Source organism: Terribacillus sp. FSL K6-0262 (assembly GCF_037977385.1).
Classification (GTDB): Bacteria; Bacillota; Bacilli; order Bacillales; family Amphibacillaceae; genus Terribacillus.
In genome coordinates this window covers 3,024,712-3,050,859 of sequence record NZ_CP150277.1, presented here as the reverse complement: position 1 = coordinate 3,050,859, position 26,148 = coordinate 3,024,712, and the positions used below count along the sequence as shown (strand labels likewise).

The 26,148-nt window shown below is 46.7% G+C and carries 33 protein-coding genes and 1 other annotated feature; of the genes, 11 read left to right on the top strand and 22 right to left on the bottom strand.

Features of this window, described 5'->3' with window-relative positions:
- Nucleotides 1-33: 33 nt before the first annotated feature.
- Genes MHI54_RS15630 through MHI54_RS15595 form a run of 8 tightly spaced genes read right to left on the bottom strand, consistent with a single transcriptional unit; the run spans nt 34 to nt 5,052 of the window.
- A complete protein-coding gene (locus MHI54_RS15630) occupies nt 34-792 on the bottom strand; it encodes a class I SAM-dependent methyltransferase (RefSeq protein WP_095215475.1) in 759 nt (252 codons plus the stop codon).
- The gene (rsfS, locus tag MHI54_RS15625) at nt 792-1,148 is read right to left on the bottom strand and encodes a ribosome silencing factor (protein WP_095215476.1); all 357 of its coding nucleotides are present in this window, start codon (nt 1,146-1,148) and stop codon (nt 792-794) included. Before rsfS ends, MHI54_RS15630 begins: the two co-directional genes overlap by 1 nt.
- Complete coding sequence (gene yqeK, locus MHI54_RS15620) at nt 1,148-1,720, bottom strand: bis(5'-nucleosyl)-tetraphosphatase (symmetrical) YqeK (RefSeq protein WP_095215477.1); 573 nt, start codon at nt 1,718-1,720, stop codon at nt 1,148-1,150. The genes rsfS and yqeK overlap by 1 nt, the downstream gene beginning before the upstream one ends.
- Nucleotides 1,707-2,276 carry a nicotinate-nucleotide adenylyltransferase gene (locus MHI54_RS15615; RefSeq protein ID WP_095215478.1) on the bottom strand — a complete coding sequence of 190 codons (570 nt, stop codon included), beginning with the start codon at nt 2,274-2,276 and terminating at the stop codon, nt 1,707-1,709. Before MHI54_RS15615 ends, yqeK begins: the two co-directional genes overlap by 14 nt.
- An 11-nt stretch (nt 2,277-2,287) precedes the next feature.
- Complete coding sequence (gene yhbY / locus MHI54_RS15610; RefSeq protein WP_095215479.1) at nt 2,288-2,578, bottom strand: ribosome assembly RNA-binding protein YhbY; 291 nt, start codon at nt 2,576-2,578, stop codon at nt 2,288-2,290.
- Nucleotide 2,579: 1 nt separating this feature from the next.
- On the bottom strand, nt 2,580-3,416 hold the full coding sequence (aroE, locus tag MHI54_RS15605; protein WP_095215480.1) for a shikimate dehydrogenase: 837 nt from the start codon (nt 3,414-3,416) through the stop codon (nt 2,580-2,582).
- Between the two features lie 14 nt (nt 3,417-3,430).
- The gene (gene yqeH / locus MHI54_RS15600) at nt 3,431-4,534 is read right to left on the bottom strand and encodes a ribosome biogenesis GTPase YqeH (RefSeq protein ID WP_095215565.1); all 1,104 of its coding nucleotides are present in this window, start codon (nt 4,532-4,534) and stop codon (nt 3,431-3,433) included.
- A 2-nt stretch (nt 4,535-4,536) separates the two neighbouring features.
- Nucleotides 4,537-5,052: a YqeG family HAD IIIA-type phosphatase gene (locus MHI54_RS15595; RefSeq protein WP_095215481.1), complete on the bottom strand. Its 516-nt coding sequence runs from the start codon at nt 5,050-5,052 to the stop codon at nt 4,537-4,539.
- A gap of 389 nt (nt 5,053-5,441) precedes the next feature.
- Between MHI54_RS15595 and MHI54_RS15590 the strand changes: the two genes are divergently transcribed.
- From MHI54_RS15590 to MHI54_RS15545, 10 genes are all read left to right on the top strand, one after another.
- Complete coding sequence (locus MHI54_RS15590; RefSeq protein ID WP_038561505.1) at nt 5,442-5,582, top strand: sporulation histidine kinase inhibitor Sda; 141 nt, start codon at nt 5,442-5,444, stop codon at nt 5,580-5,582.
- 166 nt (nt 5,583-5,748) lie between these two features.
- Nucleotides 5,749-8,106: a hydrogen gas-evolving membrane-bound hydrogenase subunit E gene (mbhE, locus tag MHI54_RS15585; protein WP_095215482.1), complete on the top strand. Its 2,358-nt coding sequence runs from the start codon at nt 5,749-5,751 to the stop codon at nt 8,104-8,106.
- Nucleotides 8,106-8,444, top strand: a complete 339-nt coding sequence (locus MHI54_RS15580) for a Na(+)/H(+) antiporter subunit C (protein ID WP_095215483.1) — start codon at nt 8,106-8,108, stop codon at nt 8,442-8,444. The genes mbhE and MHI54_RS15580 overlap by 1 nt, the downstream gene beginning before the upstream one ends.
- The gene (locus MHI54_RS15575) at nt 8,437-9,921 is read left to right on the top strand and encodes a Na+/H+ antiporter subunit D (protein WP_095215484.1); all 1,485 of its coding nucleotides are present in this window, start codon (nt 8,437-8,439) and stop codon (nt 9,919-9,921) included. The genes MHI54_RS15580 and MHI54_RS15575 overlap by 8 nt, the downstream gene beginning before the upstream one ends.
- On the top strand, nt 9,922-10,398 hold the full coding sequence (locus MHI54_RS15570) for a Na+/H+ antiporter subunit E (protein ID WP_095215485.1): 477 nt from the start codon (nt 9,922-9,924) through the stop codon (nt 10,396-10,398).
- The gene (locus MHI54_RS15565) at nt 10,395-10,706 is read left to right on the top strand and encodes a Na(+)/H(+) antiporter subunit F1 (protein ID WP_095215486.1); all 312 of its coding nucleotides are present in this window, start codon (nt 10,395-10,397) and stop codon (nt 10,704-10,706) included. The genes MHI54_RS15570 and MHI54_RS15565 overlap by 4 nt, the downstream gene beginning before the upstream one ends.
- Entirely contained in the window at nt 10,687-11,079 is a 393-nt protein-coding gene (gene mnhG, locus MHI54_RS15560; RefSeq protein WP_233134933.1) for a monovalent cation/H(+) antiporter subunit G, read from the top strand. The genes MHI54_RS15565 and mnhG overlap by 20 nt, the downstream gene beginning before the upstream one ends.
- Nucleotides 11,080-11,193: 114 nt before the next feature.
- Complete coding sequence (sigK, locus tag MHI54_RS15555) at nt 11,194-11,892, top strand: RNA polymerase sporulation sigma factor SigK (RefSeq protein ID WP_095215487.1); 699 nt, start codon at nt 11,194-11,196, stop codon at nt 11,890-11,892.
- A gap of 23 nt (nt 11,893-11,915) precedes the next feature.
- Nucleotides 11,916-12,050, top strand: a complete 135-nt coding sequence (locus MHI54_RS15550; RefSeq protein ID WP_340082004.1) for a hypothetical protein — start codon at nt 11,916-11,918, stop codon at nt 12,048-12,050.
- 90 nt (nt 12,051-12,140) lie between these two features.
- Nucleotides 12,141-13,076 carry an IS30 family transposase gene (locus MHI54_RS15545; RefSeq protein ID WP_340081424.1) on the top strand — a complete coding sequence of 312 codons (936 nt, stop codon included), beginning with the start codon at nt 12,141-12,143 and terminating at the stop codon, nt 13,074-13,076.
- 43 nt (nt 13,077-13,119) lie between these two features.
- Here MHI54_RS15545 and MHI54_RS15540 read toward each other — a convergent pair whose 3' ends face one another.
- The 3 genes from MHI54_RS15540 to MHI54_RS15530 form a co-directional block, all read right to left on the bottom strand.
- Nucleotides 13,120-13,350: a YrhC family protein gene (locus MHI54_RS15540; RefSeq protein WP_095215488.1), complete on the bottom strand. Its 231-nt coding sequence runs from the start codon at nt 13,348-13,350 to the stop codon at nt 13,120-13,122.
- A gap of 78 nt (nt 13,351-13,428) precedes the next feature.
- The gene (gene mtnN / locus MHI54_RS15535) at nt 13,429-14,121 is read right to left on the bottom strand and encodes a 5'-methylthioadenosine/S-adenosylhomocysteine nucleosidase (RefSeq protein ID WP_095215489.1); all 693 of its coding nucleotides are present in this window, start codon (nt 14,119-14,121) and stop codon (nt 13,429-13,431) included.
- A 13-nt stretch (nt 14,122-14,134) separates the two neighbouring features.
- Nucleotides 14,135-14,770: a YrrS family protein gene (locus MHI54_RS15530; RefSeq protein WP_095215490.1), complete on the bottom strand. Its 636-nt coding sequence runs from the start codon at nt 14,768-14,770 to the stop codon at nt 14,135-14,137.
- A gap of 218 nt (nt 14,771-14,988) precedes the next feature.
- Between MHI54_RS15530 and MHI54_RS15525 the strand changes: the two genes are divergently transcribed.
- The gene (locus MHI54_RS15525; RefSeq protein ID WP_095215491.1) at nt 14,989-15,264 is read left to right on the top strand and encodes a hypothetical protein; all 276 of its coding nucleotides are present in this window, start codon (nt 14,989-14,991) and stop codon (nt 15,262-15,264) included.
- A gap of 25 nt (nt 15,265-15,289) precedes the next feature.
- Here MHI54_RS15525 and greA read toward each other — a convergent pair whose 3' ends face one another.
- The 11 genes from greA to MHI54_RS15470 form a co-directional block, all read right to left on the bottom strand.
- On the bottom strand, nt 15,290-15,766 hold the full coding sequence (gene greA / locus MHI54_RS15520) for a transcription elongation factor GreA (RefSeq protein WP_095215492.1): 477 nt from the start codon (nt 15,764-15,766) through the stop codon (nt 15,290-15,292).
- A 119-nt stretch (nt 15,767-15,885) separates the two neighbouring features.
- On the bottom strand, nt 15,886-16,518 hold the full coding sequence (gene udk, locus MHI54_RS15515) for a uridine kinase (protein ID WP_095215493.1): 633 nt from the start codon (nt 16,516-16,518) through the stop codon (nt 15,886-15,888).
- 29 nt (nt 16,519-16,547) lie between these two features.
- Complete coding sequence (locus MHI54_RS15510; RefSeq protein WP_340082003.1) at nt 16,548-17,183, bottom strand: O-methyltransferase; 636 nt, start codon at nt 17,181-17,183, stop codon at nt 16,548-16,550.
- Nucleotides 17,184-17,205: 22 nt separating this feature from the next.
- Nucleotides 17,206-18,333, bottom strand: a complete 1,128-nt coding sequence (gene mltG, locus MHI54_RS15505) for an endolytic transglycosylase MltG (RefSeq protein WP_340082002.1) — start codon at nt 18,331-18,333, stop codon at nt 17,206-17,208.
- Nucleotides 18,334-18,472: 139 nt separating this feature from the next.
- Nucleotides 18,473-18,760: a DUF1292 domain-containing protein gene (locus MHI54_RS15500; protein ID WP_095215495.1), complete on the bottom strand. Its 288-nt coding sequence runs from the start codon at nt 18,758-18,760 to the stop codon at nt 18,473-18,475.
- Nucleotides 18,761-18,773: 13 nt separating this feature from the next.
- Nucleotides 18,774-19,202 (bottom strand): Holliday junction resolvase RuvX, encoded by a 429-nt coding sequence (gene ruvX, locus MHI54_RS15495; protein WP_095215496.1) that lies wholly within the window; start codon nt 19,200-19,202, stop codon nt 18,774-18,776.
- On the bottom strand, nt 19,195-19,461 hold the full coding sequence (locus tag MHI54_RS15490) for an IreB family regulatory phosphoprotein (protein WP_095215497.1): 267 nt from the start codon (nt 19,459-19,461) through the stop codon (nt 19,195-19,197). Before MHI54_RS15490 ends, ruvX begins: the two co-directional genes overlap by 8 nt.
- A 67-nt stretch (nt 19,462-19,528) precedes the next feature.
- The gene (gene alaS, locus MHI54_RS15485; protein WP_340082001.1) at nt 19,529-22,165 is read right to left on the bottom strand and encodes an alanine--tRNA ligase; all 2,637 of its coding nucleotides are present in this window, start codon (nt 22,163-22,165) and stop codon (nt 19,529-19,531) included.
- Nucleotides 22,166-22,218: 53 nt separating this feature from the next.
- Nucleotides 22,219-22,431: a binding site (T-box leader), on the bottom strand.
- Nucleotides 22,432-22,473: 42 nt separating this feature from the next.
- The gene (locus MHI54_RS15480; RefSeq protein ID WP_158221507.1) at nt 22,474-23,535 is read right to left on the bottom strand and encodes an AI-2E family transporter; all 1,062 of its coding nucleotides are present in this window, start codon (nt 23,533-23,535) and stop codon (nt 22,474-22,476) included.
- 4 nt (nt 23,536-23,539) lie between these two features.
- Complete coding sequence (locus tag MHI54_RS15475) at nt 23,540-23,740, bottom strand: hypothetical protein (RefSeq protein ID WP_198946030.1); 201 nt, start codon at nt 23,738-23,740, stop codon at nt 23,540-23,542.
- A gap of 59 nt (nt 23,741-23,799) precedes the next feature.
- Entirely contained in the window at nt 23,800-26,139 is a 2,340-nt protein-coding gene (locus tag MHI54_RS15470) for an ATP-dependent RecD-like DNA helicase (RefSeq protein WP_095215500.1), read from the bottom strand.
- Nucleotides 26,140-26,148 lie beyond the last annotated feature (9 nt).

Sequence of the window (26,148 nt, the reverse complement as noted above, 5' to 3'; positions counted from 1 at the left end):
ACCAGCTTTTCCTGCAAAAAAAACCAGGCTGCATCATGCCTCCTGGTTTTTCAAACATGCAAAGAATAGCCGATCCGCTTCTTCCAGATTCTCCGTATGTTCCATATCGAAGTCGCCATATACGCCAGACACTTGGAACCCCGCTCCCTCAAGCCATGATACATACGTATCGATGGAATATGTACGCTGATGGTGATATTCGTCAAATCGGTCATATTTCTCAGAGTCCGGTTCTTTTGTGAAAAAGGTAAGGTCATGAAATACCTCCCCTTGTTCCTCTCCGGCTTCGCAGAACCAAGTATAGGAAAGATCATCGTAGATTTCTGCAAAAACCTGACCAGCCAAATCCTGTTCGATATGCCTCATACTATGGACATCGAACAGGAAGACGCCGCCGGGAGCAAGCATATCCCATATCCTTGAGAATGCTTGCTTCACATCTGCCGGAGACGTTATATAGTTCATGACATCAAACATGCTGATAGCGGCATCCGCTTTGATTGTCTCCAATCCCCTCAGATCCTGCTGAATCCAGCGGACTTGCTGATCTGTATCCCTGGAAGCTGCATAGGCAAGCATGTTCTCGGATTGATCGATGCCCGTCATTCGGTAGCCGGCCTTTGCCAGCTTCCTGGTGACAAATCCAGTGCCGCAGCCCAAATCGGCTATCTCCTTGATATCGATACGGGCATGTTCCTGGAATATTTGCTGCATGAACTGCTGCCAAGGTGCATAAGGTGCATCCTGCATCAGACGTTCATATACGGCAGCAAGCCGTTCGTAAGCTGCCATCAGCTTTCTTGGGAGAATACCGGTTCGACTTGCGGTGCATCTCCCCATAGGCGTTCCAAATTATAATATCGGCGTTCATCGATATGGAATACATGGCAAACGACATCTCCCAGATCGACGAGCACCCATCTGGATTGCTCCAATCCTTCGAGCCGTTTCACTTCGGCGCCATTTTCCTCCGCTTTTTCTTTGATTCGTCTGGCGATGGCCTGCACTTGCCTTTCGCTCGTTCCATGACAAATCATGAAGTAATCAGCAATCAAGGAGACCTCCTTCATTTCCAGCAGGACGACATCTTCCCCTCTTACCGCATCTGCGGCATTTGCTGCTAATTGTGCCAATTCAATACTTTCCATTAAGTGTTACCTCCAGTAGAGTTTAATAAATCATTATAAGCATGGAACGTGTCCGGATAAACTTTGCGGTTCAAGGAGACGAGCATATTGATGGTATTACGCGAAGCCATCCAGCAAGCCTTATCCAAATCGTCCTCACTTACTTTGCGTACTTCATCCACACCGGGAAAAGCACGCCCAGGTTCGATATAGTCCGCAAGAAATACGACCTTATCAAGTAACGACATACCAACGCATCCTGTTGTGTGTACAGCGATGCTATGCAGTATTTCCGGATCGCTGATGCCTGCTTCCCGTTTGACCATAAGCGCCCCCACCGGTCCATGCCATAGTTCATGATGATAATCCAGCAAGTCCTTCGGCAGCTTTTCCGCTATGATCCAGCGTTTCATTTCCTCAAGCGGACGATATTTTGCATAATCGTGAAAAATGGCAGCAAGCTCTGCCTTCTTCGCATCGGCACCATATTGTTTTGCCAATTTGATGCTCGTATCCATTACACGGATAGTATGTTCATACCGCGGTTTCTTTAATTGTTTCTCAACGATCGCCAATGCCTTATCTCTCTGCATACAGCTTTTGCTCCTTTATGATATCGAACACTGCACCCGAAACAAGATAATGGACAGGAGCCCCCTGTCCGACGCGTTCCCGGATCATGCTCGAGGAAATCTCAAGCTCCGGGATATCCACGTACGTAACCGGATAGGCTGTCTTCAATTCATATCCAGGCCTGCCGACACCTACAAATGTCAGCATGCCGACCAATTCATCGATACGATGCCATGTGTGCAAAGTCTCCACCAAATCAGCGCCGATGATGAAATGGAATGCTGTATCGGGATGCATTTCCTGTAACAATTCCATTGTATCAAATGTGTATGATTTGCCTAAACGATCCACCTCGATGGGTTCCATGCGGAAGTATGGATTATCTTCGATTGCTGCCTGCACCATTTCGAGACGCAGAACCGCATCTGTTCGGGATTTCTTTTTATGCGGTGCTTCGTGGGCAGGAAGGAACCAAACTTCATCCAATCCCAGTCTGTACTGGACTTCCTGGGCAATGAATAAGTGCCCGAGATGGGGCGGATCGAATGTCCCGCCTAATAATCCGACTTTTTTCATGACCCGCTCCTTCATGGCAGCTTGATCTGTTTATGCTCTTCCGATTCTCTATAAAGGATGATTGTGCTGCCGATGATTTGGACGACAGAAGCACCTGTACCCTCTTCGATAGCTGCTGCAACATCCTCTTTCTCGTCCAAACAGTTTTGCAGCAGGCTCACTTTGATCAATTCCCGTTTTTCCAATGCCTCGCCAATCTGGACGAGCATATTGTCGTTCACGCCGATTTTCCCCACCTGGAAAATCGGTTTCAAATGATGTGCTTGTGCACGTAAATATCTTTTTTGTTTACCAGTTAACATATTATGCCTCCGTTAATCTTTGTTCCAGCTGATTCAATAGATCACCGATCATGACCTCCTGGCCAGACCAGATTTCAAATGCGTATTGTGCTTGATATAAAAGCATGGCATGTCCATGATGAATAAGTGCCCCCTGCTGCTTGGCTGCATGCAGCAGCTGCGTTTCGATCGGTTTGTAGACAATATCACTGACCACTGCCCCGGGCTGCAAATTCGTTAACGGAATGATTTGCTCTCCTGTATTCGGGCTCATTCCGACACTTGTCGTATGGATGATGACATCATAGTCCGCCAATCGCTCCTGTGCTTCCTGGAAGGTCAGGATGTCGGTAATCGTTTCCGGCTCCTGCAATTGCAGCAGCTGTTCTGCTTTGGAGACGGTGCGATTGGCAATATCGACATACTGGAATCCATGCGTTACCAGCGCCCGATATATCCCCCGGGCAGCCCCTCCGGCCCCCAGCATGAGTACATGCAAGGAATCCTTCGGGGGAAGGACCTGTTTCAATGCTCGTACATAGCCCGATCCATCCGTATTATACCCTATCCACCTGCCGTTCTTCCGGACAGCCGTATTCACAGCTCCGATTCTGGCCGCATCCGGATCGAGCTCATCCAGGAATGGAATGATGCGCTGCTTATAAGGAACCGTAATATTGAAGCCATCTATCCCGCTTTGCAATAATGCCGTGATTTTTTTATCAAAAACATCTGGTTCGATCGGATATAGTTTGTATTCTCCGTCGATACCGGCCTGTTCCATGAATTGTGCATGGATCCATGGTGATAAAGAATGCTCCACTGGATGGCCGATCAGGCCCAACTTCAATATTTTCATTTTCTCGCTCCCCTTTAGATTAATGACCTGCGGATAGTTGCCGGGACGCCCTCTGGTGTATGGACAGTCACCGATGCTGGTTCACCCGACAGTGTTATCCAACCCAAACCAGGAATGACAATATCCGTTTTCTGTTCTTTTATCTTGAAAGTCGTCTTTTGGAAAGGCGGAAAATGCTCAAGCTGCTCATCACGCGGCGGTGCGAGCAATTCCCCCTTCTGACGTTCATAAAGTGCATCCGCATTCTCAAGCTTTGTTCGATGGATGTCGAGCGCATTGGAGAAATAGCATACGAATGGCTGCCTGCTTCCCTTTTCGAAATCGATCCGAGCCAATCCTCCGATGAACAATGTCTGCCTGTCATTCAATTGATAAATCCGAGCTTTGATCTCTTTGTTCGGCGTTATGGTCTTCAAGTCCTTGTCGGTCACATAATGGGCGATTTGCTGGCGATTCACGATACCAGGCGTGTCAAACAAAGAGCTTCTGTCATCGAGTGGGATATCGATGAACCCAAGCGTCGTACCAGGATAATAAGAAGTCGTGATTGCATCGTTTATTCCTGTGGAATGTTTGATCAAGGCGTTGATGAATGTAGATTTTCCTACATTTGTACTGCCGACCACATAGACGTCTTTTCCATCGCGCAATTCCTGGATGCTGTCCTCAAGCTCAGGCATCCCGATTCCCCGTTTCGCCGAAATAAGATGTACATCGGCCACTTGGATGCCATATTCTTTAGCCGCCCCCCGCAGCCATTGCTTGACGCGATCATGATTTGTCGATTTAGGGAGCAAGTCCACTTTATTACCGACCAATATGATTGGTTTGTCCCCCACAAGTCGTTTGATGCTGCCGATGAAACTTCCGTTGAAATCGAAAATATCCACCAGCTTGATGACAATTCCTTCCTTGTTACTGATTTCACTTATCAATGTAAAGAAGTCATCGTCCGTCACTGCGACATCCTGGACCTCATTGTAATGCTTGAGCCGGAAGCAGCGCTTACAGATGACCTCATCGTTTTTCCCTAATGCCGATGCTGGGATATAACCTGGCAAAGATGCGTCTTCTGTCTGAATCGGTGCGCCGCATCCCTGGCAAATCAATTCTTCCACATTCATTCCTCCCATGTGATCTTTCCTTTTCTTCTGAAGTAGTTCAATATCCGTCGTTCAATCATCCGATTGATTTTGGTGATCTTCCCATCCGTTCTCACGATTGGTACGACAACGATCGTGTAGAAGCCAGCCAAATTCCCCCCTAATACATCTGTCAGGAGCTGATCGCCGATCATGACAATCTCATCCTTCTCCAGGTTCATTTGCTTCACGGCCTGTTTGAAGGCCCGCCCAAGGGGTTTTCTTGCACTATAGACAAAAGGTATCTCCAAAGGCTCGGAGAATACTTTCACTCGCTGTTCATTATTATTGGATATAATGGTGATTTTAATATCATGGGCACGCATTTCCTTGAACCAATCTATCACTTCCGGTGTGGCATCGGCAACATCCCACGCCACCAGCGTATTATCCAGATCTGTAATGATACCCTTGATTCCCTGCGCTTTCAATTTTTCTGGCTTTATATCAAAAATGCTCTTTACATGCTCATTGGGCAAAAACTTCTTCAGCATTATGGATTTCCTCCGATCTCATGCACTTCAACAGTTACTTACCCATCATAAGGCATTTTTACGACGGTTTCAAAAAAATCTTTCATCGTTCTGCTTTTTTTCGACTATTCTCTATGCTGCAGAGTCAAATTCAGAAGTAAAACCGTTCGACAAATCTCTACACACTCCTCATTGTGGATAACTATGTCCACATTATCAACAGCTACAGAGAACAATTTTGCACATTTATAAACACTTTATCTACAGGTTATGAACAGTTTTCTGTAGATAACTATCACCTTGTTCCTCTTTTTCTTTCATGATACATTATTAATAACTTATCAACTCCCCAACTTACGTACAGAAGATCTGCAAGATAGTAAGTTATCTCCAATCAGGAGGAATGCAAGATGGAACATCTGTCTGATGAATTGCTGATCGAATCTTACCACAAAGCGAACGAACTCCACCTGAGCCAAGAGTTTATTCATCTAATCGAGAAAGAAATCCAATCACGGGGCTTATCACATAAAATCCGTTACACTAGCTGAACATCGTCTCCGTTAAACCTTGCCGGCCTGGCAGGGTTTTTTTCTAAGCCGGAACTGCGTCAGTTGCAGTAAAGGCGTGAAGTCCTTTAGAATTGGGTATAGTACTATTTTAGTTATCATTTATAATGAAAGGACTATCTTGCTGAAAGAGGAGGACTGCCACAACATGATCATTGCTATACTGATGCCATTCATTATGGCCATCTGCATTCCATTCATCGCTAAATTCAAATACAGGATACATACCGGCTATGCGGCGCTTGCTGCATCGCTATCGATTTTCATTTACTTTCTCACACTCCTCATCAATGGGGAAACCGACATATTATACCGTTACAGCTGGATACCCTCACTCGGATTGGACTTGACATTCCATACAGATGGACTGGCCCTGTTCTTTGCGCTGCTGATAAGCGGGATAGGTGTGCTCGTCGCATTTTATTCCATTTATTATCTGGACCGCGGGGAAAGGCTGGGCTCTTTCTATGTCTATCTGCTGTTATTCATGGGAGCCATGCTCGGTATTGTTACGTCAGATAATATATACGCACTCTATACTTTCTGGGAGCTCACCTCTGTATCTTCTTTCTTATTGATCAGTTTCTGGTTCACCAGGAAAGCTTCCACGGATGGCGCTCTCAAGTCCATGCTGATAACCTTCCTCGGGGGATTTGCGTTACTCGGGGGATTGGTGCTTCTTCATCTGGTAACAGGGACAGCAAGCATCCGCGAGATATTAACAAAAGGAGACTTGATCCTTGGCAGTGATTGGTTTCCGCTGATCGTTGTGCTGCTCCTTCTGGCAGCCTGCACGAAATCTGCCCAGTTTCCTTTCCATATCTGGCTTCCGGATGCAATGGAGGCTCCGACACCAGTCAGTGCATATTTGCATTCGGCTACCATGGTCAAAGCCGGACTCTTCCTGCTGCTCCGTTTCACTCCCGTATTCCGGGAAAGTGAAGCATTTTTCATAGCAGTCTCCATAATCGGCCTGCTGACCTTATTCTGGGGATCCTATATGGCAGTCAGGCAGACAGATCTCAAGGGGATACTAGCCTTTTCCACCATCAGTCAGCTTGGTATGATCATGGCAATGATCGGTTATGGAACCGAAGCGGCCATCTTTGCTGCTATGTTCCATATCCTCAACCATGCAACATTCAAGGGTAGCTTATTCATGGCTGTCGGTATCATCGACCACGAAACGGGTACACGGGATATACGCAGGCTGGGCGGTCTCTGGAAACTGATGCCGGTCACCGGGATCATCAGTGTGCTTGCTTCCTTTTCGATGGCTGGCGTTCCGCTGCCAATCTTAAATGGTTTTTATAGTAAAGAAGAATTTTTCTCCAGCTCTTGGGATTTGTCAGCCGATCGTGCATTCGGAACCGGTTTCGCTTCGGTACTAGCCGATATCGTTCCATATGCAGCTGTCGCTGGCAGTATCTTCACATTCGTGTACAGTATGTATTTCTTTTTCCGTACATTCACGGGGAAATCAGAGACATCAGCTGCTGAAAAAGCACATGATCCGAAGGTTGGCATGCTGCTTTCTCCAGTATTACTAGTGTCTGGTGTTGTTCTTATCAGTATTTTTCCAAACTGGTTCACCCGGCATTTACTGCAGCCGGCAGCGAATGCCGTTTATGGCGAAGCACTGGAAAATAAAAGCATTCATTTCTGGCATGGCTTCGTTCCTGCTTTGTTCATGTCCCTTATCGTTGTCGTTTTCGGAATCGTAATTTATATCACCCGGAAATATTGGACTGGACTTTATAAGGTACTGCCAGGGAAGTTATCGGGAAATACCGTCTATTCGGCCTTCCTTACTGCCAGTGAAAAGCAGACCAAGAGACTCAATGATCATATCGTCAGCGGCTCCCTCCGCCAGTACAATGCGATCATTATCAGTGTCATCTCGATTTTGACACTGCTGATTCTTTTTGGGACGAACTCGTTCGATCTTTCCAATATCGATACATCGCCAGTATCGCTTCCGCAGAGCCTGCCCGAATTGGCTGTGGCAATCATCATGATCGCTGCAGCTTTTGGAAGCACTGTCTCCAAGAAGAAGCTGACGGCGGTCATCATCTTAGGGGTAGTCGGATACGGGCTGTCCATTCTGTTTGTTCTGTTCCGGGCACCGGACCTTGCCTTGACGCAATTGAGTATTGAAACGATTACCGTTGTCTTGTTCTTGCTCTGCTTCCGACATCTGCCGGAATTCAAAAAGGAAAGAAAAGAAAAACTTTCGAAGAAGATAACCAATATCATCATTGCCTCGCTCTGCGGCCTCATGATGACGCTCGTCGGATTGGCTGCATACAGCCAGCGTCCATTCCCGGCTATTTCGGATTACTTTGTCGAGTATGCCTATAAGCTAGGCGGCGGGGATAATATCGTCAACGTCATCCTTGTCGATTTCCGGGGACTGGATACATTATTCGAAATCACGGTATTGGCAATTGCCGCTTTGGGAATCTATTCTCTTATCAAATTGCGTCAAAAAGGAGGGGATCGCTAATGGAAATCATCATGATTGTACTTGCCGGCATCCTCTTCGGGTTCGCCATTTATAATATTTTGCAAAAGCAGCTGCTGCGTATCATCATCGGTACAGCCCTGCTGTCACATGCAGCGCATTTGTTCATCCTGACGATGGGTAAATTGAAGCGCGGAGCGTCCCCTGTATTGACAGACGGAACCGAAAATTATACCGATCCGCTGCCGCAAGCACTGATCCTGACATCCATCGTCATCAGTTTTGGTGTAACCAGCCTGCTTCTCGTGCTTGCCTACCGTACCGTCAAAACGAATGGCACTGATAATATGGAAGAATTAAGAGGTAATGATCATGACTAATCTTGCTATTTTACCGATACTGATCCCATTCCTTGCCGGCATCTTGCTGGCATTCACCCATAATCGCATCCTGCTTACCAGACGTTTGGCACTTGTCTTTGCGGTAATCCACGTTGCTGCAATGGGGTTCTTGCTCATCCAAGTCCTCACCGAAGGAAGCATCGTCTTGGAAACCGGGGACTGGATGGCACCATACGGCATCATACTCGTGCTCGATCCATTGAGTGTGCTGCTGGTGTCGACTACATCCATCATTCTGCTGGCTGCAGTCTGGTATGCACCAGCTTCTGTATCCCGGGAACAAGAAAGTTTCTATTTTTACTCATTCATTTTCTTGTTGGTGACAGGAGTATCCGGTGCCTTTGTCACTGGAGATTTATTTAACTTATTCGTATTCTTCGAAGTGCTTTTGATGGCTTCCTATGCCTTGATCACCCATGGCGGACAAAAAGTACAGCTTCGTGAATCCATCAAGTATGTTTTGATCAATCTGTTTTCTTCGATGCTGTTCGTTACAGCCATTTCATACATATACGCCGTTTTAGGCACTGTGAATATGGCACAGCTGGCAGAACGGGCAGCAGCTGCTGAGCAGCCGGGAATCATAACGACAGTAGCCATTTTGCTCTTCTTCGTCTTTGCAACGAAAGGCGCCGCATTCCCGCTCTATTATTGGCTGCCGCGCTCATATATTGTACCGAATCCTGTTGTCTCAGCTTTATTCGGCGCTCTTTTGACCAAGGTCGGGGTATATTCCCTGATTCGCACCTTTACACTGATTTTCCATCAGCAGCCCGAAATCATGGATCAGCTCTTCATCTGGGTCGGCAACCTGACCATGCTATTCGGTGTGATTGGTGCTTTGGCATCACGAAACATAAAATTGATTGTTGCGTACAACATCATTCCTGCCATCGGTTTCATGCTTGTCGGCATCGGTATTTTCAATCATGACGGATTGAGCGGCAGCATCTACTACCTTCTGCAGGATATGATTGTGAAGGCAGCCCTCTTCCTGCTGGCCGGTATTATCGCGGCTCTGGCAGGTACTTCCGATATCAATAAGATGGGCGGCATGATTCGCTCCCACCCTCTTCTCGGCTGGCTGTTTTTCCTTGCAGGACTTGTCCTGGCAGGTGTACCGCCTTTCAGCGGTTTCATCGGCAAGCTGCTCCTCGTGCGCGGGGCGTTTGAGAAAGGGGAAACTGTCACAGTCATCATCATGCTGCTGACAAGCTTGCTCATCCTGCTTTCCATCGTGAGAGCTTTCATCCGCGTGTTCTGGGGAGAAGGAGAAACAGGAAAAGAACAAAAACGAAAGTATCTCCGCGGCATTTTACCAGCTGGATTCCTGATGCTGTTCACCGTCTTTCTCGGTATCGGGGCAGAAGCTGTCCTGCCGACTGTCCAGCACATTGCGGATTATCTTCTCAATCCGCAGGCATATATGGAACTTGTGTTAAAGGAGGGGCGCTAGATGGCTTTTCAAATATGCATTAATCTGCTGATTGCATTCATGTGGGTATTCCTCGGTGAATCGTACAGCATCGCAGGCTTCGTTACCGGTTATTTTGTAGGTATCGCTCTATTATTCCTGCTGCGCCGCTTCCTGAAAGGTCCGTTCTATTTAAGACGTGTATACAAGATTTTGGCTTTGGCACTGATTTTCATCAAGGAGCTCCTGCTTTCAAATTTAGAAATCACAAAACTTGTTTACGCAAAACGACTGGACATCAATCCTGGCATATTCACTTTGGAAACGGAATTGGAGTCCGATTGGGAAATCACGTTATTGGCAACTCTTATCACATTGACTCCCGGTACAGTCACAGTGGCCGTTTCACCTGATAAGAAGATGCTTTATATCCACGCCATGGACATCGTGGACATGAAGGAGGCTGTCCATTCAATCAAAGACAGCTTTGAGAAACACATCATGGAGGTGACAAGATGAGTGTCCTGCAAGATAATTTAGCTGACATCATCCAAATCGTATCCATCATTAGTTTGATTGCATTGAGTGTTTCCATCCTCTTGCTGATCATCCGGGTGATGAAGGGACCGACGAATGCTGACCGTGCAGTTGCATTGGATGCCATTGGTGTCAATATCATGGCGTTTGCCGCCTTGCTTGCCATCATCCTGATCACACCGAACTTCAATGATATCGTGCTGTTGATCGGTATCCTCTTATTCATTGGTACAGTGGCAATTGCAATCTATTTGGAAAAGGGTGATTTGATTGATACAGAAAATGATTGAAATCATCCTGGACTTGCTTGTCATCCTCTTCTTGGGAGGCGGTGCTTTCATTATGTTCACAGCTTCCGTCGGTGTACTGCGTTTTCCTGATATTTATACAAGGCTTCACGCAGCCAGTAAAGGCTCCACGCTTGGTGTAGCCGGCATACTCATCGGCGCTTTTATTTTCCATTACACAGAGTATGGGATCATTAGCGGAAAACTGATTCTTGGTGTATTGTTTATCATGCTGACTGCCCCAGTTGCCAGCCATCTGATATCCAGAGCGGCACATCATCGCGGTGCAAAACCATATGGAACATTAAAGGATCAGTATCAGGAAGCGATTGATGCAGAGAAACGAAGACAAAAACAACAAAAGAAATCAAAGTGAATGCTATCGAGGCATTCACTTTTTCTTTTTCTGGTGGACAGACACGATCGGCTTGCCCAGCACATACAGTGAGTGTATAGGCAATCTTTGAAAGTGTACAGGAGGTGCAATGAAATGAGTATCATCGGTGCAATCGGACTTCTGCTGAAAGAAGCGATGTTCTTCGTTTCCTACGTCAAGAACCACGCATTCCCTCAACCGCTCCCTCCCGAGGAAGAAGCACTGCATATTGAAAAGATGCAGCAAGGGGATGAAGAGAGCCGCAACAAGTTGATTGAACATAATCTGCGTCTCGTCGCGCATATCGTGAAAAAGTTCGAGAACACAGGAGAAGACGCAGAGGATCTTATTTCCATCGGCACGATCGGACTGATCAAAGGAATTGAAAGTTATTCGAGTGATAAAGGTACAAAACTTGCTACATATGCAGCTAGATGTATCGAAAACGAAATCCTCATGCATCTGCGAGCCTTGAAGAAGACCAAGAAAGATATATCCCTGCATGATCCAATCGGTCAGGATAAGGAAGGGAACGAAATCAGCCTTATTGACATACTCCAAGCGGATAATGAAGATATCATCGAATATATCCAGCTGAATATGGAAGTAGAGAAAATCAAAGAGTATATCGATATATTGGATGGACGTGAAAAAGAAGTGATCATAAGCCGCTATGGGCTCAATAACGAAGAAGATATGACACAGCGCGAAATTGCGAAGAAATTGAATATATCCCGCAGTTATGTTTCCCGAATCGAAAAACGTGCCCTGATGAAGATTTTCCATGAATACTACCGACAGCACAGGACATAAGTGCTGAAAAGGAGGTAATCACTATGTATGCCAAATCCCCTTCCTTCAGCCACTGCAAGCAGCGGACCAGTACGGGCGTACTCATTGCCGCCTTCCTTGTACTGCTTTTCATTGGCGGAGCTTATGCTTGGGAGAATATTTGGGATGATGAATTGTAATATTAAGTGCGACACCTTTTGAAAATAGAAAAGCCCATGTTTCCTCGTGTAAGATGAAGTTACCATACCTAATCTTAAACGGAGGAAAACATGAGCTATTCCCATCTTACTACAATTGAACGAGGAAAACTAGAAACACTATACAAGCTTGGCTGGTCTGCACGTCGTATCGCAAAGGAGTTAGGGAGACACCATTCGACTATTTCCAGAGAATTGGAGCGTAACAGTGAGGGCAGCTATAAAGCTGACTCTGCTGACAGAATGTATCAAAAACGACGGGAATTTTGTATTCCTAAAGGTAAATGGAAAGAAGAGCTTAGAGTGGTTATTGAGGAGAAATTAAAGCTCACTTGGTCACCTGAACAAATTCAAGGAAGGCTGGGTATCATCAGCTTCAAAACCATCTATCGTTGGATGAATCAAAGACGATTCTCTGTCGATCATCAGGTCTTCCGTCAAAAAGGAAAAAGGCAAAAACCCCGGGAAACGAGAGGTCGATTCAATATTGGTACGTCGATAAAGGAGCGTCCAAAAGATGTGAAGGACCGAAAATCGGCAGGCCATTGGGAACTAGATACAGTAGTATCAAGCCGTGGAAAAAGTAAAGGATGCTTCGGAACGTTTGCCGAACGCAAAACGCGTTTCTTTCTCGCAGTTAAAATGAACGATCGAAGTGCACGCTCTATGAAGGAAGCTATCTCACAAGTGGCAGCTTCTATGCCTAAGGAAATATTTAAGACAGCGACCACAGATCGAGGGAAAGAATTTGCTTGTTATCAAGAAATCGAAAATGAAATGGATATCTCGGTTTACTTTGCCGATCCGTATGCCCCATGGCAGCGAGGAACCAATGAAAACAGTAACGGGCTGCTTCGGGAGTTCTTCCCAAAGAAAACAGACTTAGCCTCTGTTTCAGAAGATGAAATCCACCAAGCACTATACCTAATTAATCATCGCCCGCGAAAAATATTAGGATGGAAAACTCCTTACGAGGCTTTCCAGGAGGAACTGTCGCATTTAGATTGACAAACTATCGATTAAAAAAACTCCGGTCATAATGCCGGAGTTTTTAGCTTTCCAATAATTTTTTCCATCGTTCAATGGCAAACCAGATCAGGATGCTTGTAACAACACACCCGCCAGTCATAGCGAACAGGATATCTGCTTTATCTGAAGGTGTCAAATAAACATTGATCACCGATCCAAGGTATAAATAAATGCCAAGAATCAGAAGCGCCAATGCAAAACGACGGTAATCTGCGATTTTATCAAGCAGCAGCTGCTGTCTTCTATTCATCATGTCGCCTCCTCTTCCAAACTAGCAACATTGTAACATAAAAAAAGACAGCAATTACCTGGTAATTGCTGTCATGGATATTCAGTAACGCTCGACCATTTTCATGATCATTGTTGCTGCATTTCGGGCAGCTTGATCAAGGAATGCATCGAATGATACGGGAGATTCCTTACCGGCAATGTCAGATAATGCCCGTACGATGACGAAAGGAGTCCCATAGTGGTAGGCAACCTGAGCCACTGCCGCTGCCTCCATCTCTGCTGCTAGCATGGCAGGGAACTTCTCCCTGACAAAAGCAACACGCTCCGGATCAGACATGAAACTGTCACCTGTTGCAATAAGACCGATTTCTGCTTTCGTGTCCGGGAATTGATCGATTACATCCTTGGCAAGCTGAATCAGCTCGCCGTCCGCCTGGTAAGCGGGCGGCATCTGCGGTACTTGTCCGTAAGCATAATCAAATGCTGTCACGTCAACATCATGATGCACGACAGAATCCGATATGACCACATCCCCGACTTCCAGATTCTCTGCAAATCCTCCGGCTGAACCAGTATTGATAATGGCTTTCGGTGCGTAACGCTCGATCAGCATCGCGGCAGCAAGCGCGGCATTCACCTTGCCAATACCTGATTTTAAGAGGACAACCTGCTTATCGGATAATGTGCCTTCTATGATTTCATATCCTGCTGCGATAATTTCCTTTTTGTCTGCCATCGTTTCTTTCAGTAATGCTACTTCTTCATCCATTGCTCCAATAATGCCGATTGTCATTCTGTCTGCTCCTTTAATTCTTATCGTTTTCTTTTAGCACTTCCACTTTTTTCGCCTGCCAGCCTTCTCCATCGACCCAGCTTGCGAATACGCGGAATGTCTCTTCTGAATCAGGGGCGGAGACCGTCGCAATTACATCATTGCCTCCATTGCCGTTATTCTCGACCCACCATACCGTCATGGATGCTGGATCCAGCCCTACAGCGCCACCGACAGCCTGCATCAGCTCATTCCAGTCCTGCGTGCCTTTCTCGAAGGTTGTCGTATGCGTTCCGGACTGCTCCGTGCCCACTGGATCCCAATCCTTCGTGTACGCTTCCTTTACATTATCATCTGATGGCTCAGCCTCTTGTTTTTCTTTTTTCTCTTTTTCCTTATCCTGCTTCTCTTTGTCACTTTGTTCTGTATCTTTTTCTTCACTGCTGGAATCATCGCTGCCTTGAAGTTGTTCTGCAATGGTTTTATTGCTTTGTTCGTCATTGGCATTGGCCTGGTCATCCATTGTCGGCTTATCGTTCAAAACTGCTGCGAGCAGCACGACGACCAAAGCGACACCCGCGATTGCCAGGACGACACTCAGCCACTTCCTGGGTTTTCTGCGTTTGTTTCTATTATTCAATCTGGAATAATCCTGATTATCATTCGCCATGCTTCTTCCCTCCTCATTGTTCTCTATTATACTATGAACTAGTGCGAAGCCAAAGTCATATCATAAGCTGTTTTCATTTGATGATTTTGTTGAAGCAAATCTAATTTTGACATAGCGGAAGGATTCTGTGCATATATATCTAACTATATAAACAATAAAAGCAGGTGTAACTGCATCGTCAGTCATCATGGTTCCTGTGGAAGGAGAGGAAGATAAGCATGATGAAAGTGACAAGAATGGATACGAACCTTTGGGGCCACGAATCGTTCGAGTATGTCGGCTACGATAAGGAAGCCGAGATCTTCTCTATCTTCTTACCGGAAGGATGCTGTCTGTCTTTTACCAGTGTGAAGGAACAAGTCGTCTTTTCTTTTCTGCTTGCACTCGACAAAGAAAGTTTTATCCTGCAAAAGCTCATACCCTTTTTTCCTTTTGAGAAATCTTCCGAACAAGTTAGTCATTCAGTTTCAATAAAACAAGCTGCTTCCATATAATTCGGAAGCAGCTTTTGTTTTATGTCTATTCCACTTTGGTAATTTTGACCTGAATATCTCCGCCTGGAGTCGTGACAGTCACTTCTTCGCCGACTTCATGTCCGATCAAGCTCTTGGCAATCGGGGAATCGTTTGAAATTTTACCTTCAAACGGATCTGCTTCCGCGCTTCCAACGATTGTATAGCTCTCTTCTTCACCATCCGGCAGTTCGATGAAGGTAACCGTTTTACCCATGCCTACCATATCTGGATTATCTGTATCACTTTCAATGATGACAGCATTTCGGATCATATTTTCCGTTGTAGCGATTTTGGATTCGACGAAAGCCTGTTCGTCTTTCGCCGCATCATATTCGGAGTTCTCCGACAGGTCACCAAAGCCGCGAGCAATCTTGATGCGCTCGACGACTTCCTGGCGACGAGTTGTCTTCAGATATTCCAATTCCTCTTCAAGCTTCGTCAAACCTTCTTTAGTCATGTAATATTGTTTTTCTGTAGCCAATTCAACCACCCCTTGAGCTCTAAAAGATTCTTTCCCTTTGCCTTGCTTCTATAGCGTTTTCATGCATATTCCATACTATGGCAGATTCCCGCCGAAAATTCAATACTTATCTGTACAAGTCATGTCGTGCGGCCAGAAAGGATCGTCTCGATTTTTGCAGCCATCAAATCGATGGCTACATGGTTTTCGCCGCCCTCCGGTATGATGATATCTGCATATCGCTTCGTTGGCTCGATGAATTGCAGATGCATCGGACGGACGACATTCACATACTGTTCGATGACAGAATCAATCGTACGGCCCCGTTCCTTGATATCCCGCAGCAGCCGGCGGATGATGCGAAGATCGGCATCGGTATCGACGAATACTTTGATATCCATCATATCCCGCAGCCGTTCATCCTCCAAGATAAGGATGCCTTCCAGGATGATGACATCCTTCGGCTCCACTGGTATCGTTTCTTCGGAACGTGTATGGATTTTATAATCATAAATCGGTTTCTCGATTGGTTTTTGTTCTCCAAGTTGCTGCAAATGCTGCATCAGCAGCTCATTATCAAATGCAAAAGGATGATCATAGTTTGTGTTCAGACGCTTCTCGAACGGAAGATGGGATTGATCCTTATAATAGGAATCTTGTTCGATTACCAGGATCGTCTTGTCCGTAAACCGTTTGTAGATGGATCTTGTGACAGAAGTCTTTCCTGAACCCGATCCTCCTGCAACACCGATAATGATAGGTTTCTTTGCCATTATTTCTGCTCCTCTTCCTGCTTCCTCATTCATTTCTTCACACTGATGGCTACTCCATCACCCACTGGCAAAATAGTAGTATGGAAAGCTTCATGCCCGAATAACCATTCGTTATATTTACGAATCTTCTTTGCAATATTTGCTTTGCGCGGTGTTGCATCGCTGTCATCCGCTACATAGCCTTTGAATAAGACATTATCACTGACGATCACCCCGCGCTCACTCAGCATCTCACTATATGCCTCGAAGAAACGCTGGTATTGCCCTTTTGCTGCATCGATAAAAACGAAATCATAAGGAGCATGCGCTCGGATCGTCTCTTCCAAATCGAATGCATCGCCTTTTAGAACCAGGATATCCTCCTGGGCACCTTGTTCCCGGATATGTGTGATCGCTTGTTCATAACGGATTTCATCCCGCTCGACAGTCACGATGCGCACGCCGGATTTCGCATGGCGCATCATAAGGGCGGAATATCCGATTGCCGTACCGATTTCCAAAATCTTGGCCGGCTGATGGAGCCGGATAATCTGCATCAAAAATTGGATGCCGAGCGGCTCCATGATCGGGACACGATCCCCTGCAGCAAGCTCTTCCAATTTTCTGGCCCATTCCGGTGAAGGCTCCACATGCTCCTCCAAGTAATCCATTATTGCTTGTAACATATCATTTCCTCACTTTACCTGCTTACTCATCCAAATGCATATGTTTTTCGATCAGTTCTTCATGCTCGTCGAAGGTCCGCGCATAATAGATTTCTCCATCATCCCCGGCCAGGAAATACAAGTAATCCGAATTCTCCGGATTCACGACTGCTTCAAGTGCATCCTCTGAGAAGTTGCTGATCGGACCGACAGGAAGTCCTTTTATTCTGTATGTATTGTAAGGGGAATCCACTTCCAAGTCCTTGTAATACACCCGCGGCTTATGCTCTCCCAATGCATAAAGCACAGTTGGATCTGTCTGCAGTTTCATATCCTCTTCCAGACGGTTATAGAAAATGCCCGCAATCATCTTGCGTTCATCCTCATTCCTCGCTTCATTCTCGACAAGTGAAGCGAATGTGAGTGCCTCGTTCACAGTCAAGTCCTTCTGCTTGAATCCATCCAAATAAGGTGTGATGATCTGCTGTGACTTGTCCAGCATCATATGGACCACCTTATCGATCGTAATATCATCCTTGGATGTAAAGTTATAAGTAGCCGCAAATAAGTAGCCTTCAAGCGGATAACGTATATCTTCATTCAGGATATCCTCCGTCAGGATATCCGGATATTCACTGATCAATTGTTTGATATAGGCCTTATCTTTCATCTTATCCAGGAAAGCCTGCTTATCTATGCCCAATGACTCAGAAAGGATGACGCTTATTTCCTCGATATCAGATCCTTCAGGAACAGCAGCAGATGCAGACGGGGTATTCCCCGCCTCTGGGTCGTTCAGTTCATCGACGACCTGCTGCATGGACATGGATGGGGAGAGCTCATAATTCCCCGCGCGGAAGTTGGCCTCACCGGAAAACTTCACATACAGCCTGAAAATGAAGGCATTCTTAATCAGACCCTGCTCCTCCAAGGATTGACCGATCGAGGAAGCAGTAGCTCCCATGGGAACTTCGACAACCTGTGTTGTATCATTGTCTGAATCGACAGCTTTCATACTGGCATTAACGTAGATAAAGGTCCCGAGTGCACCAATCAATAGAAGTACGATTATTACGGATATGATCATCAATACTATTTTCCGCACGACGCTTGCTTCCTCCATTCTTCTGTCCCGATTCTGTTGAAAAAGATCATCATTCGAGGCAGTCAAGCTATCTTTCCTCCTTTATCCGCCCTATTATACAATAAACGTCAGGGGGCTCACCACCCGCACGACAAATTATGCGGATAAAGCTGCAAGAAAAAATCCTCTCTGCCTTATCGGAAAGAGAGGACTGCCTATTCCAAGATTAGATGCCGTCTTCCTCATCAGTTAGTGTATTCAGCATTTCTTCGACCATTTCCCATTCTTCCTCTGTATCGATCTGGAACAATGTCAGGTCCTTGTCGTCGCCTTTCTCTTCATAACGGAAAGCAAACACCTCTACTTCGTCATCTGCATCAGCTTGTTCCGCAGGGACGACTGCGATATAGGAGTTTCCGGTTTCATCGACGTCAAAGTTGAACAAAACCTCGAATAAATGCTCCTCCCCATTTTCATCCGGGATGATGATACGTTCTTTTTCTTCCAATGCCATACGGCTACACTCCTTATTGTTTCGAATCCAGATAGCCTTGCAGGATCATGACTGCTGCCATCTTATCGATTACTTTCTTGCGTTTCTTCCGGCTGAGATCCGCTTCAAGCAGCACACGTTCAGCTGCCATCGTTGTCATACGCTCGTCCCAGAGCACCGTTTCAATAGCGAACTCTTCTTTGATCCAATGGGAAAAAGCCTGTGATGCTTCTCCCCTTGGACCGATTGTACCATTCATGTTCTTCGGCATGCCAATGACAGCCCTTCCGACTTCATGCTGCTGAATGATTTGCTGCAATTCATTCCTGGCTGTTCCATAATCCGGTTCATTCCAATGGATCGTTGTCAGGCCCTGGGCAGTCCAGCCCAGTCCATCGCTGATCGCCACGCCGATCGTTTTGGAGCCGACATCCAGTCCGATCGTTTTTAGTATGTCAGTCATGATGGTTATGTTCCAAATAAAATTTTACCAGTTGTTCCACGATCTCATCCCGCTCCATGCGGCGGATAAGATTCCTGGCATCTTTGTGCCGGGGAATATAAGCCGGATCCCCGGACAGCAGATAGCCCACGATCTGATTGATAGGATTGTATCCTTTTTCCCGCAATGCTTCAAACACGGACATCAGCACTTCTCGGACATTCTCGTCCATCGGTTCCTCAGGGAAGTTGAATTTCATTGTTTTATCCATCGAACTCAAAGCAGCCACCTCGCTTTTATTGCCAGTCTTTTTTTACAGTATATACTTTTCTGTCGGATTTGGAAAATCAAAGTTGTTCTTCGACATATACGGCTGCATATGCAAGAGCTTGTGGCACCTGCTCCGGATTCTTACCGCCAGCCTGGGCCATATCCGGACGGCCGCCCCCGCCGCCTCCACAGCGTTTTGCTGTTTCTTTGATCAGGTTGCCCGCATGAAGGCCGCGTCCGATCAGATCCTTGGATACGCCGGCTGCCAGCTGCACCTTGCCTTCAGCCGTTGCAGCAAGCAGGATAACGCCGCTTTCAAGTTTCTGCTTCAGATCATCGACCATGTCGCGGAGCTGATTCATATCGGCTGCGTCCACTTGCTCTGCCAGCACGTTGACACCTTTCACTTCTTTCACTTTATCAAGGATATTGCCTGCTTCCAGCTGGGACAGTTTGCCGCGCAGGCTGTCACGCTCCCGCTGTACTTCCTTCAGTTCGGCAAATACCGCCTCGATTCGGGAAGGTACTTGATCGTTTGCTGTTTTCAGTTCTGCCGCAGCTTCAGAAAGGATATGCTGCTGCTGCATCGTGAATCGATATGCTTCCTTGGAAGTCACTGCTTCGATACGGCGTGTTCCTGCACCTATGCCGCTTTCGGAAACAATCTTGAACAGACCGATTTGGGAAGTGTTGCGTACATGCACCCCTCCGCAAAGCTCAAGGCTGTAATCACCGATTTGGACAACGCGGACGACATCGCCGTATTTTTCACCGAACAGCGCCATCGCGCCCATTTCCTTTGCGTCACTCAAGCTTTGGTAGGATGTGCTGACAGCAAGCTCATCCCAGATTTTTTCATTGACGATCTCCTCGATTTTTTCCAATTCTTCTTTCGTCACTGCATGGAAGTGGGAGAAATCGAATCGAAGACGGTCAGGAGCGACCAGGGAACCAGCCTGGTTGACATGTGTACCTAATACATCCTTCAAAGCCTGATGCAGCAGATGCGTCGCTGTATGGTTTTTGACGATATGCTGACGTCTGCTTGTATCGACTTTCGCATGGACGATTTCCTTTACTTTGATCTGGCCTTGCTTTACGACACCTTGGTGAAGGTTCTGCCCTTTCGGTGCTTTTTTGACAGCTTGTACGAATACGGTCGCTGTTTCTGTCGTCACCCAGCCTTCATCGGCTACCTGCCCGCCGCTTTCAGCATAAAATGGCGTTTCTTCCAGGATGAAGAAGATTTCATCACCCTCCATTGCCACGTCAGCCAGCTGCTTGTCCTTGACGATGGCCAAAATGGCTGCATCTGTTTCCGTACGGTCATAACCGATAAATGTGCTTTCGGCTTCCACTTCCTGCAGGACACTGTCCTGTACATGCATGCTGTTCACTTTCTGACGAGCTTCACGGGCACGTTCCCGCTGCTGTTTCATCTCTTCTTCAAAACCGGCTTCATCGATAGTGAAGCCCTCTTCACTGACATATTCCTCCGTCAATTCTTTCGGGAAGCCATATGTGTCATACAGACGGAATACTTCTGTGCCAGGGAAGACGTTGCTTCCCTTCTCCTTTTCTTCCGCGACGATACGATTGAGGATGTTCAAACCATCAGCAAGTGTTTCATGGAATCTTTCTTCCTCTGTCTGGATGACAGTTTCGATGAATTCGCGTTTTTCCAGGATTTGCGGATAGAAAGCATCCATGATGTCACCAACGACAGGGACAAGTTCCTTCATGAACGGTTTCTCTATTCCGATATTCTTCGCATAGCGCACCGCCCGGCGGATCAAGCGGCGCAGTACATAGCCGCGGCCTTCGTTGGAAGGAAGCGCACCATCACTGATTGCAAAGGAAACAGTACGGATATGATCGGCAATGACCTTGAACGCCGTATCATCTGCAGGGGTATGGCCATATTTGACTTTTGCAAATTCTGACGTTTTCTCGATGATCGGCATGAATAAGTCTGTTTCGAAATTCGTTTTTGTATCCTGGATGACACATACCATCCTCTCCAGGCCCATACCGGTATCGATGTTCTGTTTTGGAAGCGGTGTGTACGTGTGATCCGGGTTATGGTTGAATTGACTGAAAACAAGGTTCCATATTTCCAGATAACGCTCGTTTTCACCGCCTGGGTAAAGCTCGGGATCAGATGGATCATTGCCATATTCTTCGCCGCGGTCATAGAAAATCTCCGAATTGGGACCACTTGGACCTTCGCCGATATCCCAGAAGTTCTCTTCCGTGCGGATGATCCGCTCCTCTGGAAGACCGACAAGGTCACGCCACATCTGATAAGCTTCCTCGTCTTCCGGGTGAACGGTAACGGATAGACGCTCCGGATCAAAGCCGATCCACTTTTTATCAGTCAGGAACTCCCATGCCCACAGGATTGCTTCCTTCTTGAAATAGTCACCGATCGAGAAGTTCCCAAGCATTTCAAAGAACGTATGATGGCGTGCAGTGAAGCCGACATTTTCGATATCATTTGTACGGATGCTTTTCTGTGCATTGACGATGCGCGGATTCTCGGGCACGACCCGTCCGTCAAAATATTTCTTCAGTGTTGCAACTCCGCTGTTGATCCATAGCAAGGACGGATCATCGACCGGTACCAATGAAGCACTCGGCTCGATGCTGTGTCCTTTCTCCTTGAAGAAATCGAGGAATTTCTGTCTTACTTCAGCAGACGTTAATTTTTCCATGAAAAAGCCTCCTTTATTATGTAAACATACAAAAAACTCCCGTGCCTGCCATTTGCAGGGACGAGAGTATGATCGCGGTACCACCCTGATTATAAGCCAAAAAACGGCCTATCACCTTTAAGCGCAGATAACGGTGCGCATCCGATAAGGATTAACTCAGAGCTCCGGTATAGCTTTCCATCACGCTTTTATGGAGATTCTCGCAGCCAAGGAATCTCTTCTCTTGATAAAAGGACGTCATGTACTGGTACCTTCATCGCTTTTCACTATAAATCTAAGCGTAAGTATAGAGAAAAAAGCGGATTTTGTCAAACATCCGGCTCCTTTGCCGTATCCACGCATGCTTTCAAAATGGTCAGGACAGGCACAGCAGCGATCATACCGATAATACCCCCTAGTTCACCGCCGACAAGCAAGGCGAAAATGATCAGCAGCGGATGGATATGGATGCTTTTGCCGACAATGAAAGGAGAAAGCAGGTTCCCTTCGATCAATTGGATGATGAACACCGTGATACCAGCAAGCAGGGCTGTTTTCGGACTGATTGTTAGTCCTACCAATACAGCTGGCACCGCTCCGATGATCGGACCGAAATAAGGGATGATATTGGTCGTCCCGACCAGCAAAGCCAGTATCAGGGAATATGGCAGCTTGATCAGTGTGAAAGCAGTCCAGGTCAAAAGGCTGATGATGCAGCTGACAAGCAGTACCCCCCTGATGTAATGACCCAGATTATTATCGATCCTCAGCACCAAGCTCTTGACCTTGCTGCGGTAACGGCGCGGCAGGAGCATAAGGCCTGCATGACCGATTTTATCCGTATCTTTCAGCATATAAAAGACAATGACCGGTGTAACCACCAGGAAGATGATCACTTGCGGCAGCTTGTTCCAAGCATGCAGAAGTTTTTTCAAAAATCCTTCGGCACGCTGCTCCAAGCCATGCAGCACGGCATCCATCTGGTCATGCACCGTTTCCGGCAAGAATGCCGTCCGTTCATATAAGAATCGGACATAATGATCATAACGCTGGATCAACGCGGGCAGATTATGGCTGAACTCTTTCACCTGACTGATCAGCACCGGGAATCCTTTGTACACCAGGAAACCGGATACGCCAAAAAACAGTGTATAGATAATAAGGATCGACAGCCAACGCGGCAAACGCCACGCGGCAAGGAAATCAATCACCGGATGCAGCAAATAAGCAATCAAAGCTGCGACGATGAAAGGCAGGAAAAGTCCGCCCAGGAACAGTAAAAACGAACGGTAAAAAGGGTACAGCTTGATCAGCAGGAAGCATAGCAGCAAAGCGACAACGATCGTCACCATCCATAAGAGGACACGGTAAAGGCGGGATGCTTCTTTCATTTTCCTAGAATGATGCGCCGTCGCATTTCCGCTCCTCATCCGTGAACAAATCATCAAGGGAACTCAATGAGCCATCTTCTTCGACTTGATGCAATGAAAGCATCTCATCTTTATAGGACAGTTCGATAAAACAGCCCCAGCAGTAATACTGCTCCGGTCCGATTTTCCCGATATCCTTGCTGCCGCAATTCGGACATTTCAACATGCCGGATCACTCCAAATCCTTTTTACATGTTAGAATGTCCAATTATTTCCTTGTATATACTACATGAAATCGTAAGGGGAAATGTCCTCTTGCTCAGCCTCGGCCTCCCGCAGCATCCGGTCGATGTCATCTCCTTCTGCTTCACTGAAACCAAGATGCTCCACCAAAGAAGTGTAGCGCGTATTCGTATCCTCTGTTTGGATCCCCTGCAAAAACGCCTGTTTCTCCCCGACAAGTATGAGGGAGCGCTGCGCCCTCGTAATGCCGGTATACAGCAAATTTTTACGGAGCATGCGGCGGTAGCCCGGCACGACCGGCATGATGACGATTGGAAATTCACTCCCTTGGGATTTATGGATGGAGATGCAGTAAGCATGCATCAAATTAGATAAATCCTTGCTCTCATAGACGACTTCTTTTTCATCGAAGGCAACGACAAGCTGCTCCTTTTGCTCGACATTCTCTTCCTCCCGGAACAAGGCAACCACTTCCCCGATATCGCCATTGAAAACACCTTCTTCCGGGTCATTGACAAGCTGGATGACCTTATCGCCTTTTCGGAAGATTACGTCTTTTGCTGCCATTTCCCGTTTTTGCTTATCCTTTGGATTGACAAGCTGCTGAAGCTGGCGGTTCAACGCATGGATACCGGCCTGCGAACGATACATAGGGGCAAGCAGCTGTACATCGCGCAGATCCCAGCCTTTTTCGACGGCACGGCCAACGATCTGAGTGATGACGTCGACTACCTGATGCTCGCGGCAAGGGATGAAATTAAAATCTTTGTCCTTTTCCAGTTCGTCCTGCGACAAGGTGCCATTTTTGATGGCATGGGCAATCGTGATGATTTTCGAGCCTTCTTTTTGTCGATAGACATCCTTCAGCATCACTCGCGGAACAGCTTCGGTACGAAGCAAATCAGAAAGCACCTGCCCAGGACCGACGGATGGCAATTGATCCTCATCCCCGACAAGCAGCACCTGCATATCATCCGGGATCGCTTTGAACAATCGGTTTGCCAGCCAAATATCGACCATTGAAAACTCATCGACGATAAGCAGCTTCCCGGCAAGCGGATTATCTTCGTCACGCTCGAAGGATTCGGTGCCATCCCATCCCAATAATCGGTGGATGGTGCTGGCAGGGATGCCTGTCGATTCGCTCATCCGTTTGGCGGCCCTTCCGGTTGGTGCCGTCAAGACGAAAGGATACCTTTCATCCTTATCTTTATAGTCCTTTGGATCAAGGGATAGCTCATGTATTTCCGCATATGCTTTGATGAAACCTTTGATGACCGTCGTCTTACCGGTTCCCGGTCCTCCGGTCAGGATCATCACCTTGGATTGCAATGCTTGCTCGATTGCCTCGAACTGCTCTTTCCCGTAGCTGATCGTCTCTTTTTCCTCGAGCTTCCCGATGATCTTGAGCAGTTCTGCTTGCACGATCTCCGTTTGGGTGCCTTGTTCATTCAAACGCTGCAAATGCTTGCAGAATCCAGTTTCAGCGAAGTAAAGCATCGGATGATAGATCCGCTCCTCTTCTTTGACAACTTTTTTCTGAGCATGCAGTACGCCCAGCTGTTCTTCGATCTGGTCCGCACTAATACCGTATTGGGCACTGCGCAATAAGACAGCTGCCTGTTTCAGCACCTCTTCGTTCGGCAAATAAACATGACCCGCCTGCATGCTGTCTTGCAGCACCATCAGACAGGCTGCCTGCAGCCTGCTGCCATGGTCCATCGGGAGGTTATTCTTACGGGCAGCTTCATCCGCTCGATGGAACCCGAATCCTTCGATATCGAATACATATTGATATGGGTCCTTCTCCAATACTTGAATGGCCTCATCACGATACACTTTATAGATCTTCTGTGCCAGCTTCAAACCTATGCCATATTTGGACAGATGCACCATCACATGGTCAAAGCCTTGATGGGTACGAAGATCATGAAGGAATCTTTCCTTCTTCTCATCGTTCAGCCCTTGGATGCCATCCAGTAAATCAGCATTGGACAGAATATCCGCTATTGCATTCTCGCCCAGCTTCGCTACAATACGCTCGGCAATCCGCTTTCCGATTCCATAGAACAAGTCACTGGAAAGGTACTGAATCAGTCCATCCTTCGTTTCTGGTACATACCGCTTGTATTCCGTCACTTCATATTGTTCACCAAAGCGTTTATGATGGACCATCGAACCATAAAACAAATAAGGCTCGCCTTGGTCCAGTTCACCAATGTATCCTTTGACGACGATATCCTTCTCATCGAACGTCTCATTGGTTTCCAATACCTTGATGCGGACGATGGAAAATTGCTCTTCCTCTTTGCGAAAAATCGTATGCAATAATTCACCTTTCACAAAGCCTCTAGGGCTTTCAGCCGTCTCCCCATATTCCATGCGCCTGTG

Bases quoted from the DNA above. Each gene is read 5' to 3' on its own strand.
- MHI54_RS15630 (WP_095215475.1), bottom strand. From the start codon at position 792: ATGGCAGCTTACGAACGGCTTGCTGCCGTATATGAACGTCTGATGCAG.
- rsfS (WP_095215476.1), bottom strand. From the start codon at position 1,148: ATGGAAAGTATTGAATTGGCACAATTAGCAGCAAATGCCGCAGATGCG.
- yqeK (WP_095215477.1), bottom strand. From the start codon at position 1,720: ATGCAGAGAGATAAGGCATTGGCGATCGTTGAGAAACAATTAAAGAAA.
- MHI54_RS15615 (WP_095215478.1), bottom strand. From the start codon at position 2,276: ATGAAAAAAGTCGGATTATTAGGCGGGACATTCGATCCGCCCCATCTC.
- yhbY (WP_095215479.1), bottom strand. From the start codon at position 2,578: ATGTTAACTGGTAAACAAAAAAGATATTTACGTGCACAAGCACATCAT.
- aroE (WP_095215480.1), bottom strand. From the start codon at position 3,416: ATGAAAATATTGAAGTTGGGCCTGATCGGCCATCCAGTGGAGCATTCT.
- MHI54_RS15595 (WP_095215481.1), bottom strand. From the start codon at position 5,052: ATGCTGAAGAAGTTTTTGCCCAATGAGCATGTAAAGAGCATTTTTGAT.
- MHI54_RS15590 (WP_038561505.1), top strand. From the start codon at position 5,442: ATGGAACATCTGTCTGATGAATTGCTGATCGAATCTTACCACAAAGCG.
- mbhE (WP_095215482.1), top strand. From the start codon at position 5,749: ATGATCATTGCTATACTGATGCCATTCATTATGGCCATCTGCATTCCA.
- MHI54_RS15580 (WP_095215483.1), top strand. From the start codon at position 8,106: ATGGAAATCATCATGATTGTACTTGCCGGCATCCTCTTCGGGTTCGCC.
- MHI54_RS15575 (WP_095215484.1), top strand. From the start codon at position 8,437: ATGACTAATCTTGCTATTTTACCGATACTGATCCCATTCCTTGCCGGC.
- MHI54_RS15570 (WP_095215485.1), top strand. From the start codon at position 9,922: ATGGCTTTTCAAATATGCATTAATCTGCTGATTGCATTCATGTGGGTA.
- MHI54_RS15565 (WP_095215486.1), top strand. From the start codon at position 10,395: ATGAGTGTCCTGCAAGATAATTTAGCTGACATCATCCAAATCGTATCC.
- sigK (WP_095215487.1), top strand. From the start codon at position 11,194: ATGAGTATCATCGGTGCAATCGGACTTCTGCTGAAAGAAGCGATGTTC.
- MHI54_RS15550 (WP_340082004.1), top strand. From the start codon at position 11,916: ATGTATGCCAAATCCCCTTCCTTCAGCCACTGCAAGCAGCGGACCAGT.
- MHI54_RS15545 (WP_340081424.1), top strand. From the start codon at position 12,141: ATGAGCTATTCCCATCTTACTACAATTGAACGAGGAAAACTAGAAACA.
- MHI54_RS15540 (WP_095215488.1), bottom strand. From the start codon at position 13,350: ATGATGAATAGAAGACAGCAGCTGCTGCTTGATAAAATCGCAGATTAC.
- mtnN (WP_095215489.1), bottom strand. From the start codon at position 14,121: ATGACAATCGGCATTATTGGAGCAATGGATGAAGAAGTAGCATTACTG.
- MHI54_RS15530 (WP_095215490.1), bottom strand. From the start codon at position 14,770: ATGGCGAATGATAATCAGGATTATTCCAGATTGAATAATAGAAACAAA.
- MHI54_RS15525 (WP_095215491.1), top strand. From the start codon at position 14,989: ATGATGAAAGTGACAAGAATGGATACGAACCTTTGGGGCCACGAATCG.
- udk (WP_095215493.1), bottom strand. From the start codon at position 16,518: ATGGCAAAGAAACCTATCATTATCGGTGTTGCAGGAGGATCGGGTTCA.
- MHI54_RS15510 (WP_340082003.1), bottom strand. From the start codon at position 17,183: ATGTTACAAGCAATAATGGATTACTTGGAGGAGCATGTGGAGCCTTCA.
- MHI54_RS15500 (WP_095215495.1), bottom strand. From the start codon at position 18,760: ATGGCATTGGAAGAAAAAGAACGTATCATCATCCCGGATGAAAATGGG.
- ruvX (WP_095215496.1), bottom strand. From the start codon at position 19,202: ATGACTGACATACTAAAAACGATCGGACTGGATGTCGGCTCCAAAACG.
- alaS (WP_340082001.1), bottom strand. From the start codon at position 22,165: ATGGAAAAATTAACGTCTGCTGAAGTAAGACAGAAATTCCTCGATTTC.
- MHI54_RS15480 (WP_158221507.1), bottom strand. From the start codon at position 23,535: ATGAAAGAAGCATCCCGCCTTTACCGTGTCCTCTTATGGATGGTGACG.
- MHI54_RS15475 (WP_198946030.1), bottom strand. From the start codon at position 23,740: ATGTTGAAATGTCCGAATTGCGGCAGCAAGGATATCGGGAAAATCGGA.
- MHI54_RS15470 (WP_095215500.1), bottom strand. From the start codon at position 26,139: ATGGAATATGGGGAGACGGCTGAAAGCCCTAGAGGCTTTGTGAAAGGT.